This window comes from Allocoprococcus similis, from assembly GCF_054660775.1.
Genome location: NZ_BAAHSG010000018.1, coordinates 117,920 through 133,297, shown reverse-complemented (window position 1 = coordinate 133,297; position 15,378 = coordinate 117,920). Strand labels below are relative to the sequence as shown.

Sequence of the window (15,378 nt, the reverse complement as noted above, 5' to 3'; positions counted from 1 at the left end):
ATATATGGAAGAAGTTAAAAGAACAGAGCTTGAAAAGAAAATAGATATATTAGAAGACGATATTGCTGATATCAGCCCGGAAATCTTGCGGCTTCTTCTCAAAGATAAGACCACAAAGAAGAATATACTGTGGTGCACAAAGGATTATGAAGCTTACGGCTATGAATTTAACGAGCGGGCTGAAATGAAAGTAGAGCTGATTACGGGTGTTTATTTTAATGTGATACAGCCACGAGCTGCAAAGTCTAAAGAGGTTCAGGAGCGAAGAATCAGAAAGAGAGCTGAAGTTTTTACTCCGTCGTGGATTTGTAATGAGCAAAATAATCAGGTTGATGAAGCGTGGTTCGGCAAACCAGATGTTTTTAATACACCAGACGGAACATACTGGATAACTGCAAAAGATAAGATTCAATTTGATGGGAAGAAAACATGGAAAAAATATGTAGACGCCAAACGTTTGGAAATTACTTGCGGAGAAGCTCCGTATCTTATAAGCAGATATGATACAACCACAGGCAAATTGATTCCCATTAATGAACGTATAGGACTGTTTGACAGAAAAATGCGTGTTATAAATGAAAACTGCAATGATAAAGACACTTGGATTAAATGGTCAATCAGAGCATTAAAGAGCGTTTACGGCTATGAATTTCAGGGGGACAGCGTACTGATTGCCCGTGAAAATCTGCTTTATGATTATATGGACTATTATGAAGCAAGATTTGGAGAGAAAACACCTCTTTCACTGTTGAAAGAAATAGCCAATATTATTGCTTGGAATATTTGGCAGATGGATGGACTTAAAGGTGTGGTGCCTTATTCGTGCCACGAAATCAAAGAAACATTTCATCAAATGAATTTATTTGAGGAGACGGAAGAAGAAATAAACACTATGTGTCCTGGCTGTGCGAAAAATGATATTTTCGGTCATACGGGAATTTACTGCCGAATATATGACTGGACAAATCTCAATAAGAGTATCCGGTTCATAGATGTATTGAAAGAAGGTGCAAGTTATGGAAAAATTTGAACAAACCTATAGCTATAAGCTGATATATGTGTTCAGTATGCCTTATGAAACGCATAAAGGAATGCTGAAAGTTGGAGAAGCTACTCTTAAAACAGACATAATGCCTAATGAGCTTGTGCCGAACTGCCACACTTTAAATCAGGCGGCTAAGGCTCGTATTGACAGTTATACAAAGACTGCAAGCATGAGCTATAAGCTTGAATATACAGAGCTTGCCCTTAAAACAGAATTCGGATATAGCTTTACTTTTAAAGATAAAGATGTTCACAAGGTTCTTATGAATTCAGGCGTGCATAAGGTTCAGCCAAACGGAGCTACCGGAGAAGAGTGGTTTGCAACCGACATTGAAACAGTGAAAGCTGCTATAAAATCTGTAAAGAACGGTAAATCAACATTATCTTCGTCTGATTTTGTAAGAGAAACGCGTCAAGAAACAATCGATTTCAGGGAAGAGCAGATTAACGCTATCGAGAAAACCTTAAAAACATTCAAGAAAGATGATGAAATGCTGTGGTATGCCAAAATGCGTTTTGGTAAAACTTTGTCGGCACTTGAGGTTATTCGACGCAGCCAGTACCGCAGAGTAATTATCGCAACGCATCGTCCTGTTGTTGATGACGGATGGAGCGAGGACTTTAAGAAAATATTCTTTCCGGGCAACTCTGAACACGAATATCACTACGAACGTAAAACAAAGGATTCAGCATATACATTTGATGAAAAGACGGATGCAGAGAATGACCTGAAAATCCGTAAACTGGATAAAGACGGAACATATTTTGTTTATTTTGCTTCTGTTCAGGATTTAAGAGGTTCTAAGATTGTTGGTGGTAAATTCAATAAGAATAACGCTGTATTTGCACTTGACTGGGATTTAATCATTATTGACGAAGCTCACGAGGGCACTCAGACCGAGCTTGGCGATAATGTGGTTAAAGCTCTAAAAAAAGATCATACAAAGGTTCTTGCTCTCTCAGGTACTCCGTTTAACCTTCTTGATAAGTTCGGAGAAGATAATGTTTACACTTGGGACTATGTTATGGAACAAAAGAAAAAGACCGAGTGGGATTTAACTCATCAGGGCGATCATAATCCTTACGCAGACTTGCCGAAAATGCATATATTCACTTATGATTTAGGCGAGAAACTCAAGAAATATGTTTCTGACGAATATGATACCAAGGCATTTAACTTTAGGGAATTTTTCAGAGTTTGGTACAAAGGACCTAACGGCAATCGTGAACTTCCGAAAAATGCCGTTGAGGGCAAATTTGTACACGAAAATGATGTCAACGCTTTTCTCAATTTAATGGTCAGAGAAGATACCGACAGCGGTTATCCTTACTCCACTCAGGAATATCGTGATATGTTCCGACATACTTTGTGGATGGTGCCGGGTGTTAAAGAGGCTCAGGCTTTAAGTGAATTACTCAGAAATCACCCTGTATTTAAACATTTCGGCATAGCCAATGTTGCGGGAAAAGGCGACAGATACGAAGAAGAACATTCAGGCGACGCACTGGAACTTGTCCGTGATACTATCAAGAATTATGACCACTCTATAACTCTGTCTTGCGGCAAGCTTACAACAGGAGTAACAGTAAAGGAATGGACTGCAGTGCTTATGCTTTCAGGTTCGTACTCCACTGCGGCGGCTCAGTATATGCAAACCATATTCAGAGTGCAGTCTGCGGGTACGATTGACGGCAAACAGAAAACAGATTGCTATGTGTTTGACTTCGCTCCTGACAGAACGCTTAAAGTTCTGACCGAAACGGTACATTTATCCCGTAAGCCGGGAAAGAGCCAGCAAAAACGCCGAGAAGCAATGACCGAATTTCTCAATTACTGCCCTGTTATTGCTATTTCCGGTTCAAAGACAAGAACATACAGCGTTGAGTCTATGATGGAACAAATAAAGCAGATTTATGCCGAGCGTGCGGTAAATAGCGGTTTTGAGGACGAATCTCTTTATAATGACGAACTTCTCAAGCTTGACGAAATCGATGCTTCTAAATTTAATGAGCTTAAAGATATTATCGGAGCGTCCAAAGCATCCAAGAAAAAGAAAGATGTTGTTGTCAACGGACAGGGCTTGACTGATGAACAGGTTGAGCACATAGACGACCCCGAGCCGCCTACACCGCCAAAGGATTTGACAAAGGAAGAGCAAGAAGAACGCAAGAAAAAGAAACAAGCTAAAGAAGCACGCAAAAAGGCTATTGATATCCTGCGTGGTGTTTCTATTCGTATGCCACTTATGATTTATGGTGCGGATGTCCCGATTGAGGAAGATATCGATATTAACAGTTTTGTTGATATTATTGATGATGAATCTTGGAAAGAATTTATGCCTACAGGCGTAAGTAAAAAGATATTTACCGAGTTCACTAAGTATTATGACCGAGACGTATTTATTGCGGCAGGTAAGCGTATCAGAAGGCTTGCGGCAGCCGCCGACAGGGAAACACCGACAAGACGTGTTATTCAAATAGCGGAGATATTCCGTCATTTCAAGAATCCCGACAAAGAAACTGTTCTTACTCCGTGGAGAGTTGTGAATATGCATATGTCTGAAACTCTCGGCGGGTGGTGCTTCTATAACGATAAATTTGAAGAGGATACTCAGGAGAAAAAGCACCGCCTTGAAGAACCTCGCTTCGTTGACCATGGTGAAGTTACGGAGGCTGTATTTGCTAAAAATTCAAAGATACTTGAGATTAACTCTAAGACAGGTCTGTATCCTTTGTATGTTGCTTACAGCTTTTACAAGCAGCGTATGGATGGTATGAGCGATGACGACTGGACTCCCGAAGAGTGTCAATATTTCTGGAATGAGGTTATAAGGGATAATGTCTATGTCATTTGTAAAACACCTATGGCAAAATCTATCACCAGAAGAACTCTTTGCGGTTACAGTGATGTTAAGTGCAACGCTCATTATTTTGATGACCTTGTAAATATGCTAAAAAACAAACCGGAGCAATTCAAAAAGCGTGTGATGAAAGGCTCCTACTGGAAAAAGGATGTGAAAGAAATGAAGTTCGATGCGGTTGTCGGAAATCCTCCTTATCAGGAAGAGACGGATGCAACGAGAAAGCCACCTATATACAATTATTTCTATGATATGGCATTTGAACTTGCTCCTATAGCAACCCTTGTTACTCCGGCAAGATTTTTATTTGATGCCGGACAAACATCTAAAGAGTGGAACAGGAAAATGCTGAGTGACGAGCATTTTAAAGTGATTCGTTATTTTGAAAATTCAAAGGATGTTTTTGATACAGTTGATATTAAGGGTGGCGTTGCGATTACTTATCATGATAGTAACACCAATTTCGGAGCAATAGATATATTTACAGCATACTCCGAACTTAACGAGATTATATCAAAGGTAAAGCATATGTGCGAACCAACAATGGATACAATAATATCAGCCCGTGGTACATATAGAACAACAAACATTTTTAATGCAGACTATCCTGATGCTATTGAACGCTTAGGAAAAGGTACTGGTAATATGTTAGTATCAAATTTCTTTGAAAAAGTGCCAGAAGCAATTGCAAATGAGACAAACGAGCCTTGTCTGAGAATTTTGTGTCGAGTTGGTGGCAAACGTTCAATCTGTAATATATTAAAAAAATATATTCAACCCAATAAGTTTATAGACAAATACAATGTAGCATCTCCTGAAGCGAATTCTAATGGTAGATTCGGTGAAAGGTTAACTGTTGGCGAATTACTTTCACCAGAGGAGGGTGCAACAGATACATTTATAAGTTTAGGAGCCTTTGATACCAAATTTGAAGCGTTAGCACTTCAAAAATACATGAAAACAAAGTTTTTCAGAGCATTGTTGGGGGTAAAAAAAGTAACACAACACTGTCCGCCAATGGTATGGGAAATGATTCCTTGTCAAGAATTTTCAGAAAACTCTGATATTGACTGGTCTAAGTCTATTCATGAGATAGATTTGCTGCTTTATAAAAAGTATGGGCTTTCAGATGAAGAAATTGCTTTCATAGAAAGTAAAGTTAAACCAATGGACGGAACTTCATATTATGAATCAATGCTGAAAACGAATTATCAAGATATTGTCTCTGCATTGCTCAAAAAATACGGTTCTGCAAAACATAATTACTTTAAGGATACTGCTTGCAAAATAAAAAATCCTTTGGTTACTCGAACTAATGAAGGACTGTTCTGTCATCATATTGATGAGGACAAGGCAATAATGCTTTGTAACGATAAATTTGCAGTTAATAATCCTTTTGAGTATCAAAAAGCGGATAGGCTTGTTTACTGCAATTTACTTGAGCATTTACTGCTTCATGTAAAAATTGCTGAAAATCCAAGCCCTGATGCAAATGAAAACGAACTTCCGGGCATAGGCGGAGCAATCAACTTCATATGTAAGGATTTAAACGATATTTATTCAGGCAAAAAATTTTCAGATGAGTGGCGTAAGAATGTAGCGGATAAAGTCAAGGATAACTTTGATGATTATATTATTATCTTGCGTTATCTTTGGAATATAGTCGAAAAAAATCCGGTCTATAAAGCTATCATAACTAAAGAAATGCTTTGCGTTGGATGGGACGGTAAAGTTGTTAAAGAGGTTATGAACGCTCTTAATGCTAATGAGTAAATGGGGGGTAATTCATTGAAAAACTCAAAGAAACAAGATAAGCTAACCTTTTTTTCAAAGAACAAAAAGTGGCTCTTAATTTCGCTTGTTGCATTGGTAGGAGCATACATATGTATATATCTTTCATTTAAAGGGAATGGATTTATAACAGCTGGAGTGAATTTAGAGAAAAAAGATTGGCTTTCATTTTTGGGTGCATATTTAGCGTTTGCAGGAACTATCATAGTCAGTATTGTTGCCACATTACAGACAAAACACTTTGCAGAGATTGAAAAGGATAAGGCAATTGAATCTCGTAAAAAAGAGCTTCAGCCAATATTTTCAATAAATATCGATGGATTAAACCAACAAATATCTGGAACTGCAGAAGTTTTTAATTTGTATGATACATCTACTTATCCAAAACACAAGAATGTTACTATTTCGCTTGAGAATGTGAGCATCTATCCTATTTTGAATGTAATTATCTTTGATAAGTATCTATTTCAACTTTTAAAGCCTAATGAGAGGAAAACAATTCAGGTTGCTTATTCGAATTCTCCAGATGTTCAAAAATGGAAAGAACACATAATAGAAATACAAGAATCAGATTATGAAAGTACAGAAGATGGAATTCCCAAGTGGTTCAATATTAACTACGATGATATTGATGGTAATGAAATGTTCCAAACATTTGCTTTGAAAACATTTGACGATACTAATTACTATTCGCTTGAGGGAACGCATGATAAAGCTGTTATGGCTGCGTATGGCTTTAGTACAAAAATGACGGAAACAGATTGTGTGGGAGAGTTGATGAAATTATACCAGAAAATGCAATGATAAAAGTTTATAGAGCTGTTTTTTGCTCAAAGTAAAATATTTGAAAACATAGAATATTCCAAATCCATAAAAGATGAATGAAAACCAATATGGGAATTTTACAGGTGTTACAAAATTTGTAAAATTTTCATATTGGTTTTTTTGTAATCTGTAAAAATTATAAATTTGGATATAGAGTAAGGTTTCGGATTTTTGATTTTTATGTATTTTTCAATTTGGGATATGGCTCCGAAATTGGCAATTTTGCGGAAGTGTATCCACACTTCCTGTCCTTGCTGTTTTTAAAATCACATAGTGATTTCACAGGGATATAGAGATATTTAGTCTATTTTATATCCCTGTGATGTGACCGGAAAAATTCAGGGAACCAAGTGTATATTTATGCTGAATGTGAGGAACTGGGGAGCACAATCCTCAGCAAGAATCCTACGTCCGGAAAATATCATATTGCTAAAATAGCGATATGGTATTACCGGGGTGGATCTTGCTCTAATGTGTACAGTAACCTCGGCATAAATAGAAAGAATGGGTTTGGGGAATCCCCAGCAAGATAAAAACCTGATGAAAGAACATTTGTCGGAAAGACAATATTGTTAAACACAGGTGGATCTTGCTCTGGGGTAAGAAAGAAGTATCTTTATATTATCAAAATGATATTTGGAGTTTATGTTGTTGGAAAGTCGTAAGCAGGAAGATAACTTCAAGTTGTTGGTGCAAATATAATGAATAGAAGTGTCCAGTACATTTTTGGTGATGGGTATTTTGGTGGAATCCATTTTTATTTATTTTGAATAATAAAATTTTGAATCTGCAGCCGATTCTGCCTGCCGGACAATGTTTTTAGATATCTGTAAACGTCACGGACTGGAACTTGATGAAGAACCATCGTATGATGGAAGAAAGTATTTGGAAACACGATAGAAGCAAACGCTGTACTTATTGTCTTGTCTGGCAGGGAAGATTATTAGGCATTAACCAGAGAGATATCGGCAGAGAAAACAGAAGTGATAGACAATGATATTTGTTAGATATGCTTCTTGTCGTTGGCTGTATCATATTAAAACGCTTTTTACGTTAAAAAAGTGCTGTGATCACAAGGCTTTTTGCAAGCAAAAATGAAAAGGCTATATATAGGTAGCCTGTGAAACTGGAAGTGCCCATTTTGGGCCTGATTTAAAGAATAATGTTCTGACAGAGACCAATGGAATGACTCTCTGCTGGGGCTCCAAAAGAAAGGAAAAATGATTATGGAAAAAATGATGAATACAAAAACAGAGGGTAACACATTTACAAAGAAAATCGGGCAGACAGTCTATGTTGTCCGTTATCATTTCAATGAAAATGCAAAGGAAACAATGCAGGAGAAGATTAACCGGATGCTGGTTACAGAAGCAAGTCGACAGGCAGTATATTAAAATTAGGTGGATGTAATTGAAGAAAAAATATGATATCATGTGAGTAACAAATCGGTATTTATAAAGGAGAATATTGATGAAACTATTTTTATGTTCGCACTTTTCAAGTGTAGGAAGTCTGATAAAAGAAGAAATTGAAAATAAGAAAGTCGCATTTATTCCAACAGCTTCGTTGTGTGAAGGCTACACCGGTTATGTCGGCTCGGCTCGAAAATTATTCAAAAAGTTGGGAGCAATCGTAACTGAAATTGATATTTCAACGGAGGCTTATTCAACGATACAGTCTGTTTTTGAAGATGCAGATGTGATATATTTTACCGGCGGAAATTCTTTCTTTCTTATGGACCAACTCCGTAAAACAAGAACTGATGGGTTGCTGAAAAAGGAATTGGTAAATGGAAAATTGATGATCGGCGAGTCGGCAGGCGCAATTATATGCGCTCCAAGCATCCAATATATCGAGCAAATGGATGAAAAGCCGGAGGACTACTCACAAGAAGATGATGCAGGGCTTGATTTGATTGATTTCTATGTTCTTCCGCATTATCTTACAGCACCATTTAAGAAAGTTACCGAGAAAATAATGACTGAGTTTTCGGATTTGAATCTATGCCCTATTAACAACCATCAGGGAATTGTAATTGATGGTGAAGGTTCAAAGGTTATTTGCAAAGACTAATTTGAAAAATCCTTTTTTGAAACTGGAAAATCGGAAGCTGAGGAGATAGACTATTGAGAACATATGAGAATAAAGACGAGCTTAAAAACGAGATAAATAAAAGCTTTGCAAAGTATATTTCAGAATTTAATGATATTCCGGAGCATTTAAAAGATAAGAGAATTGATGAGGTCGATCGAACTCCGGCAGAAAATCTTGCTTATCAGGTTGGCTGGACAACTCTTGTTATTAAATGGGAATCAGACGAAAGAAAGGGTATTCCTGTCAAAACTCCTTCGGATAATTTTAAGTGGAATCAGCTTGGCGAATTATATCAATGGTTCACAGATACATATGCTCAGCTGTCACTGCAAGAATTGAAAGACAGATTGAATGAGAATATCAACTCTATTTATGCAATGATTGATTCTCTGAGTGATGAAGAATTATTTAAACCACATATGAGAAAATGGGCTGACGAAGCAACTAAAACAGCTGTCTGGGAAGTATACAAATTCATACATGTTAATACAGTTGCTCCGTTCGGAACCTTTAGAACCAAGATTAGAAAATGGAAAAAGATTGCACTATAACTTCCAGTTTGTAGAATTCAAAAATTTAATATGAAATGTGAGATAGAGCGTATGGAAATAATCTATACGTTCTATTTTTTTGCCTTTTTTGAAAAAGTGATTAAAAAACTATTGACATTTTGTTACTGGTAGAAGCAGATGGTTATAAAAAGCTTTTGGTAACTATGAGTGCAAAAACAGATAGCTGCGAAAATTTATTATGAGCTAATAGCAAAATTTGATATTTTGTGATATTGAGAGTATGGGGAATCGTAATCTCCATTAAGTACGTCAGAGAATTATAATCCAGAAATGGGATTTTGAGTTACTCTAGGCGATACTTGCTTTAGAAAATGATTAGCCATAATGAGTTGGGACGTGGGAGGAGGAAGTGTAAAAAAAAGAGAGAGCCATAAGTAACTCTCTCTGTGATAAAATCAAAAAGTTATAGTATCAGTGGTTCGGTAAGATTACAAAAATCCTTAACAGGAATATTTTCTTTAAGTGGTAAAGCTGTCTCTAAAAAGGTTTCGTCTGCAAATCTTTCGAGTTCAGAATCAAAATGTATAATTGAAGCATTTGTATTTAATTGATATGGCGGAATTGTAACAAAATAATCATAATCTTCGTAAGAAGGAGTGGCGCAAGAAACTTTGATTTTTCCGCCTAATTTCAATTTTGCAAATTCTCCATAAATGGCAGTTAAGGCTTTTTTTCTTTCTTCATCAGAAGTAATTCTATCTACATATCTAATATACCAATAATCTATATTTCCCTCTTTTAATTCAATTAAATAATCGTATGATCTGGGTGTTCCGGATTTTATTGTCCATTCAACTTTATGCAGACTTGTCATCATGGAAAGTCCACGCATTAAGGTAGAAAAAAATTTTTCATGCACCTGAACAGTAGAGAGATCCAGAGAAAATCCATTGTCTGCAATTATCTTTTTCCGTTCCCGTATTTTCTTAGAAGAATATCCCGTTGCATCATATAATTCTTGGATAAGTTCTGGATCATCAATGGCTTTTGCAATTTTATCAATAGTGCTTTTATATGGTCTTCCAGATCGGGCACCGTTGAGCATTCGTGAAATGGTTGCATTATTTAAGCCTGTTTGTTCAGATAATTCTTTTTGTGTTTTTTTCTGTAAAATGATTTGAAGTATATTGATGAATCTTTCCTGATCGTAAACGCTGTCAGGATTTATTAGTGTGCCTGAATTTGATATAAATTCGTTCATTCAAATCTCCTCTTGACTTCTTTGACTTTGTATAAATTGACTTCTTGTATTTTATCTTATCAATTATATCCCTAAAAATCAATTTAAAACATAAAGAAATCAATAAATACTTTATTGATATTCCTTTAGAAGTCAAAGAAGTCAAAAACGTAATTGACATTTTGACATCTTTGTGTATAATGTAAATCAAGAAGTCAAAGAAATCAAACAAATCGAAAAGAAAGGAAGGAGGGCTGTGGATTGAAATATAGGGTTGTTTCGGTTTTGAAAGATAATAGACCACGTTTTTTGATTATTTCTGATATTGAAGAAATTGAAATCCTTCCATCAAAGTATTTGAAGCATCTGGATCAGATTAATGCTTCTCCGAATACTGTAAAATCCGCAGCCTTCGCACTTTCATATTATTACAATTATCTGCAGGAGCAAACGATAGGATTGGATGAGATTACATTGCTATCCTATTCAGAGCAGAATAAACATTTTATTGATTTCTTGTATTGGGTTAAGAGTGGAAAGCATACTGAGCATAATACACAGACGAGCAATAAGACCTGCAATATGTATCTTGGTGCAGTCTTCAGATACTACCAGTTTTTGGCACTGGAAGATGTCTTGCCAATGCTTAAAGTCTTACGAGTAAAAAAAGTATCATATTTTGACAGTATGGGAGTAAATCATCAAAATGCAGTGAATTCGTTTAAAGGTTTCTTCAAAGAAGAAGAACCTAATCTGGAAGAAATAACATCCGAAGAAATACAGGAGCTGATAAATGCCTGTACGAATGATAGAGATCGATTGCTGATAGCAATGATGGCAGAAACCGGTCTTAGATTAGGGGAAATTCTAGGAATCCATTATACCGAAGATATTGATTTTGAAAGAAGGACGGTTTGGGTAAGGTATCGTGAATCCAATACCAACTTGGCAAGAGCAAAAAATGCAGAATATAGAATGGCTTTGTTAAGTAATACAACTTTTGAGTTCTTGGTTAAGTACATTTCTGATAATCGAAAAAGTCTGATGAACTCGGAGTATCTATTTACAAAATTAACTGGAAAAAACAAAGGAGAGCCATTAGATGCGGATTCTGTGTATAGCATGTTGAAAAGGCTATCCAAAAAAACAGATATCAATTCCCATCCGCATCAGCTCCGACACTATTTTGCGGAGGAAAGAAGAAAAGAAGGATGGGATTTGAATGACATTCGTTTTGCCTTGGGGCATAAGAAAGTTGAAACTACCATTAAATACTTGGGTGAAAATAATGAACGATTGATAGAAGCGACAGATCAATACTACTCAAATAATGAAGATTTATACCAAATTGCAGATTTTCTGTAAAAGGAAGGAGGGATTACCTTGGCAGTATTAAAAATTGTTCCGAAGTTATATCAGGAAAAAATATCTGAAAAATTAAAGGAAGAAATATCTTTAGTTACGACTGGAGAAGCAAAATACTATAACCGGTTATACAAATTTTTTCAGTATACAGATATACAGTGTACTGCAGATATTAACTATGAAACGAGAAAAATGTATATGGATTCTCTTGAAAAAGAGGATATTTCAGAAAAATATAAAGCGGAATTACTGAGCTTATTTGATCGTTTAAAAATAGAAAATATGCCGGATGTCTATTCACAAGGAAAGCCCTTCTCTGTAGAACAGGAGTTTTTTAAGCAAGACAAATTGTTTTTGCTGTATGTCCCCAATAAGAAGAAAGCACAATCTTTCCGTCAGGTGGTTGATAAGAATGATTTGTTATGGGACTTAACGAGGATACATTCATCACAGTTGGTGCGACAGACAAAAATATTGCTGTGTGAAATTCTGAATATGGATAAGGTTCAAAGACATCGAAGATATTTTTTAGAACCATTAAAAGCACTTATACGGTTTTGCGATAAGTACGGAATAGATGATATTGAAGAAATGGAACAGGCAGACGAAAACAGATTTTATCTGTATTTAAACAAGGAGTCGGAAATTATAAAAAAACAGGCTTCTAAGATTGTTGAGTTTGCGAGAAGAACGTTATTTCTGACAGATTCAGAGACAAATTGGCGAGCGTGTATCTGGTATATGGATAGGTTTCAGTTTGATAAATCGAGAATCAATGCCAGTTCACCTGTTAAAAGCCTTTCATTTATTAATATTTACGAAAAAGAAAATCGTTGGTATTTACAATTATACGCAAAATATTTGGTCGGGATATCGGATCTGTCTTTATCAAATATCCGAAATACAATAAGTTTTATTTCACAATTTTTAAAATATCTGGATGGACAGAGTAAGAAAGTAACTGAACTGGAGATACAAGATATAGCGGATTATGTGTCTGTTTTGGAGGAGTCCGATATTAAGTATTCCACTTTTAACCGATATATCACACATATGCATACATTTCTACAGTTTTTGAAAATGAAAAATATTGAAGTGTTGAAGTTTTATCCGGAACGATTTTTAAAAAAAGGTTTTTCGGAACACAATGAAAGAAGTGTTCCAGAAAAAACAATTGCTCATCTAATTAAGGAGCTGCCGGCATTCCCAGAGCATTTACAGTTGATGTATTTGATTTTGTTTTGCACAGGAATTAGGAAAAGCGAGGTTTGTACAATAAAATCGGGAGCCTTTTATTCACAAGGCAATGAGAATTGGATGCGCATATATCAAAGCAAAATGCGGAGAGAAAAAGTCATTCCTGTTCCCAGTTTATTGGTTGGACTGGTGAATGATTATGAAAAAAAGTACGGAATAAAAAATGGGGAGTATTTATTCAAAAATAAAAAGGGTGGTGCATTTAATGGACAGACATTTTCAAATCAGATGATTCGGGAGTGTAAGGTTCGTGGGATTGCCTGCGGAGATTATATCTTTAGAGCACACGATTACAGACATAACCTTGCAACTTCAATGTACGGAAATGGGGTTTCTATACAAGGGGTACGAGATTATCTAGGACATTCAAGTGAGAATATGACAAAACAGTACATTGATTTCATGCCGGAACGTATTGTATCGGCTGAAGATAAATATTTCTCTAAAAATCAGTCATTTAAATTGAAAGGAGCAGAAGATGATGAAAGGTAATATTAATTTGATTTCGTATGACTGTTATCAACAAGCTACAGAAAAACAGTTGGCAGGACTGAAATGGAAGGAAAACAGGGTGTACTACATATCAGAGATTCATAATGAAAAGATGCAGGATGAGATTTATGGGTATATCGATGATAGATGTAGACGTTTGTCATTATCAACAGTAGTAAATGATATTTACAGATTTGATCTGTTGAAAGAATTTCTGAATGAGAAGTGTACAAGTTGTAGCAGCATCACTGATAAAAAATGGGAAGAACTGGAGAGAAGTTATAAAGCATTTTTATATAAAAAAGGATTGGCGCTGTATGTTAGAAGAAATAGACCGGATAGGCGGAATGTTGAGCAACAAAGTAGCGCTCAGATTTCTTTTCTGAAAATGTATTATGAGTATGTTGTGAAGTGTAAAACAGCAGATATTCCAGAAAATGAAAAAGATGTATGGGATATGAGAAAGTTGGATATTGTGCCAAGGAGTAATCCGATTCGTGGAAGATATAGATTAGATTTTCGTGAGATCAGGCAAAAAGAATTTAAAGAGATAATAAAGAAAATATTGTATAGCCACTGCCAGACAAAAGCAATGGGTAGTATAAAAGGTGAATTGCGTGGATTCCGTCGGTTTGCTAGTTTCATGTATGATCGATTCCCAGAAGTAAAGCACTTTACAGAAATTAGCAGGGATATGATAGAAGATTATCTGGTTTATATAAAAACGGATACCGGTCTTACATCAGTCAGTTACACGACAGAGCTGTCGGTTTTGGATAATCTGTTGGATGAAATAGGGCGTGAACTGGAAATAGGAAATATATGCAACCTTTTTCTGTCCAGTGATTGCAGAGCATATGACAACGCTTTATCAGAAGCGTATTCAGATGCAGAAATCAGAAAATTTAATTGTGCATTAACAAAATTAAAGCCCCAGTTAGGCAGATGTTTAATAATACATCAGATGCTCGGTACAAGAATAGAGGATACGTTGACTTTGCGAAGGGATTGCTTATCTGAGAAATCTGGACATTATTTTATAACTATTATCCAGCAGAAAACAAGGAAATACAAAAGACCAGTTAGCGATCAGCTGGCAGAATTGATTAGAAAAGCAATAGAAGTTTCAGAAAAGGAGCATCCAGATTCAGAATATATTTTTCTGCAAGATAATGGAAAATTGTATACAGATTCAATGCTGAAATATCATGTAAATATCATGATTTATGAAAATGATATCAGGGATGATAATGGAAATTATTTTGAGTTTCGTACACATCGTTTTAGACATACTTTTGGAGTAAAACTTACAGAAATGAAATTAGATGATGATAGCATTGCAAGGCTGTTGGGGCATAAGGATACACGAACCATACCACATTATCGGCGGTTAAGAAACGAAGCATTAGCGGAGGATACAAAGGCTGTACGAGATGAAATGAATGAATTATTAGCACAATACAGGAGGGAAAAGGAAAATGCAGAAACACGATAAAATGGTAGCACTGGCAAAAGAAAAAAGTGCGGAAATGACGGAAACAGCAATAACAGCTATTGAAACAATGTATAGAAAAAATATAAAAATTTCAGTTGCTGAACTTACAAAACTAACAGGACTTTCCAGAGGTTTTTTCTATAATAATCCGAATGTGAAACAGGTCATGATGGAATTGAAGGAAAAACAACAGGGAATGATATTGCGAAATCCTAAAAGTGATGCTATTGCAAAAGCACAGGAAGCACGGATTAAGAGTTTAGAACAGAAATTATCCGATAGTGTTCCGAAAAACGAATATGAAAGTCTTCAGAAAAAATATGAAGAATTACAGGTGAAATATAGTCAAATGAAAAAGGGAACACTGTTGAAGATGTACGACCAATTATAGGAAGAAAAGGA

11 protein-coding genes are annotated in these 15,378 nt (G+C 35.8%); 10 read left to right on the top strand and 1 reads right to left on the bottom strand.

Going from position 1 to position 15,378, the window contains the following annotated elements; translation table 11 throughout:
• Nucleotides 1-4 precede the first annotated feature (4 nt).
• From ACYQ5K_RS09850 to ACYQ5K_RS09825, 6 genes are all read left to right on the top strand, one after another.
• The gene (locus ACYQ5K_RS09850) at nucleotides 5-1,030 is read left to right on the top strand and encodes a restriction endonuclease subunit M (RefSeq protein WP_343000092.1); all 1,026 of its coding nucleotides are present in this window, start codon (nucleotides 5-7) and stop codon (nucleotides 1,028-1,030) included.
• Nucleotides 1,017-5,678 (top strand): Eco57I restriction-modification methylase domain-containing protein, encoded by a 4,662-nt coding sequence (locus tag ACYQ5K_RS09845; protein ID WP_173858380.1) that lies wholly within the window; start codon nucleotides 1,017-1,019, stop codon nucleotides 5,676-5,678. Before ACYQ5K_RS09850 ends, ACYQ5K_RS09845 begins: the two co-directional genes overlap by 14 nt.
• 15 nt (nucleotides 5,679-5,693) lie before the next feature.
• A complete protein-coding gene (locus tag ACYQ5K_RS09840; protein ID WP_173858373.1) occupies nucleotides 5,694-6,500 on the top strand; it encodes a hypothetical protein in 807 nt (268 codons plus the stop codon).
• A gap of 1,247 nt (nucleotides 6,501-7,747) precedes the next feature.
• Nucleotides 7,748-7,915 carry a transposon-encoded TnpW family protein gene (locus ACYQ5K_RS09835; RefSeq protein ID WP_015513594.1) on the top strand — a complete coding sequence of 56 codons (168 nt, stop codon included), beginning with the start codon at nucleotides 7,748-7,750 and terminating at the stop codon, nucleotides 7,913-7,915.
• 76 nt (nucleotides 7,916-7,991) lie between these two features.
• Complete coding sequence (locus ACYQ5K_RS09830; RefSeq protein ID WP_117682920.1) at nucleotides 7,992-8,594, top strand: Type 1 glutamine amidotransferase-like domain-containing protein; 603 nt, start codon at nucleotides 7,992-7,994, stop codon at nucleotides 8,592-8,594.
• Nucleotides 8,595-8,647: 53 nt separating this feature from the next.
• The gene (locus ACYQ5K_RS09825) at nucleotides 8,648-9,166 is read left to right on the top strand and encodes a ClbS/DfsB family four-helix bundle protein (RefSeq protein WP_033126079.1); all 519 of its coding nucleotides are present in this window, start codon (nucleotides 8,648-8,650) and stop codon (nucleotides 9,164-9,166) included.
• 424 nt (nucleotides 9,167-9,590) lie between these two features.
• On the opposite strand, the gene ACYQ5K_RS09820 is transcribed toward ACYQ5K_RS09825, so the two are convergent.
• Nucleotides 9,591-10,388 (bottom strand): helix-turn-helix domain-containing protein, encoded by a 798-nt coding sequence (locus ACYQ5K_RS09820; protein ID WP_055289265.1) that lies wholly within the window; start codon nucleotides 10,386-10,388, stop codon nucleotides 9,591-9,593.
• Between the two features lie 240 nt (nucleotides 10,389-10,628).
• On the opposite strand from ACYQ5K_RS09820, the gene ACYQ5K_RS09815 reads away from it, so the two are divergent.
• Genes ACYQ5K_RS09815 through ACYQ5K_RS09800 form a run of 4 tightly spaced genes read left to right on the top strand, consistent with a single transcriptional unit; the run spans nucleotide 10,629 to nucleotide 15,367 of the window.
• Nucleotides 10,629-11,732: a tyrosine-type recombinase/integrase gene (locus tag ACYQ5K_RS09815; RefSeq protein ID WP_118593400.1), complete on the top strand. Its 1,104-nt coding sequence runs from the start codon at nucleotides 10,629-10,631 to the stop codon at nucleotides 11,730-11,732.
• An 18-nt stretch (nucleotides 11,733-11,750) separates the two neighbouring features.
• Complete coding sequence (locus ACYQ5K_RS09810) at nucleotides 11,751-13,481, top strand: tyrosine-type recombinase/integrase (protein WP_459777518.1); 1,731 nt, start codon at nucleotides 11,751-11,753, stop codon at nucleotides 13,479-13,481.
• Complete coding sequence (locus tag ACYQ5K_RS09805; RefSeq protein WP_459777517.1) at nucleotides 13,468-14,976, top strand: tyrosine-type recombinase/integrase; 1,509 nt, start codon at nucleotides 13,468-13,470, stop codon at nucleotides 14,974-14,976. The genes ACYQ5K_RS09810 and ACYQ5K_RS09805 overlap by 14 nt, the downstream gene beginning before the upstream one ends.
• On the top strand, nucleotides 14,960-15,367 hold the full coding sequence (locus ACYQ5K_RS09800; protein ID WP_008374214.1) for a DUF6262 family protein: 408 nt from the start codon (nucleotides 14,960-14,962) through the stop codon (nucleotides 15,365-15,367). The genes ACYQ5K_RS09805 and ACYQ5K_RS09800 overlap by 17 nt, the downstream gene beginning before the upstream one ends.
• The last annotated feature ends 11 nt before the right edge of the window (nucleotides 15,368-15,378 follow it).

Bases quoted from the DNA above. Each gene is read 5' to 3' on its own strand.
- ACYQ5K_RS09845 (WP_173858380.1), top strand. From the start codon at position 1,017: ATGGAAAAATTTGAACAAACCTATAGCTATAAGCTGATATATGTGTTC.
- ACYQ5K_RS09805 (WP_459777517.1), top strand. From the start codon at position 13,468: ATGATGAAAGGTAATATTAATTTGATTTCGTATGACTGTTATCAACAA.
- ACYQ5K_RS09850 (WP_343000092.1), top strand. From the start codon at position 5: ATGGAAGAAGTTAAAAGAACAGAGCTTGAAAAGAAAATAGATATATTA.
- ACYQ5K_RS09820 (WP_055289265.1), bottom strand. From the start codon at position 10,388: ATGAACGAATTTATATCAAATTCAGGCACACTAATAAATCCTGACAGC.
- ACYQ5K_RS09830 (WP_117682920.1), top strand. From the start codon at position 7,992: ATGAAACTATTTTTATGTTCGCACTTTTCAAGTGTAGGAAGTCTGATA.
- ACYQ5K_RS09835 (WP_015513594.1), top strand. From the start codon at position 7,748: ATGGAAAAAATGATGAATACAAAAACAGAGGGTAACACATTTACAAAG.
- ACYQ5K_RS09800 (WP_008374214.1), top strand. From the start codon at position 14,960: ATGCAGAAACACGATAAAATGGTAGCACTGGCAAAAGAAAAAAGTGCG.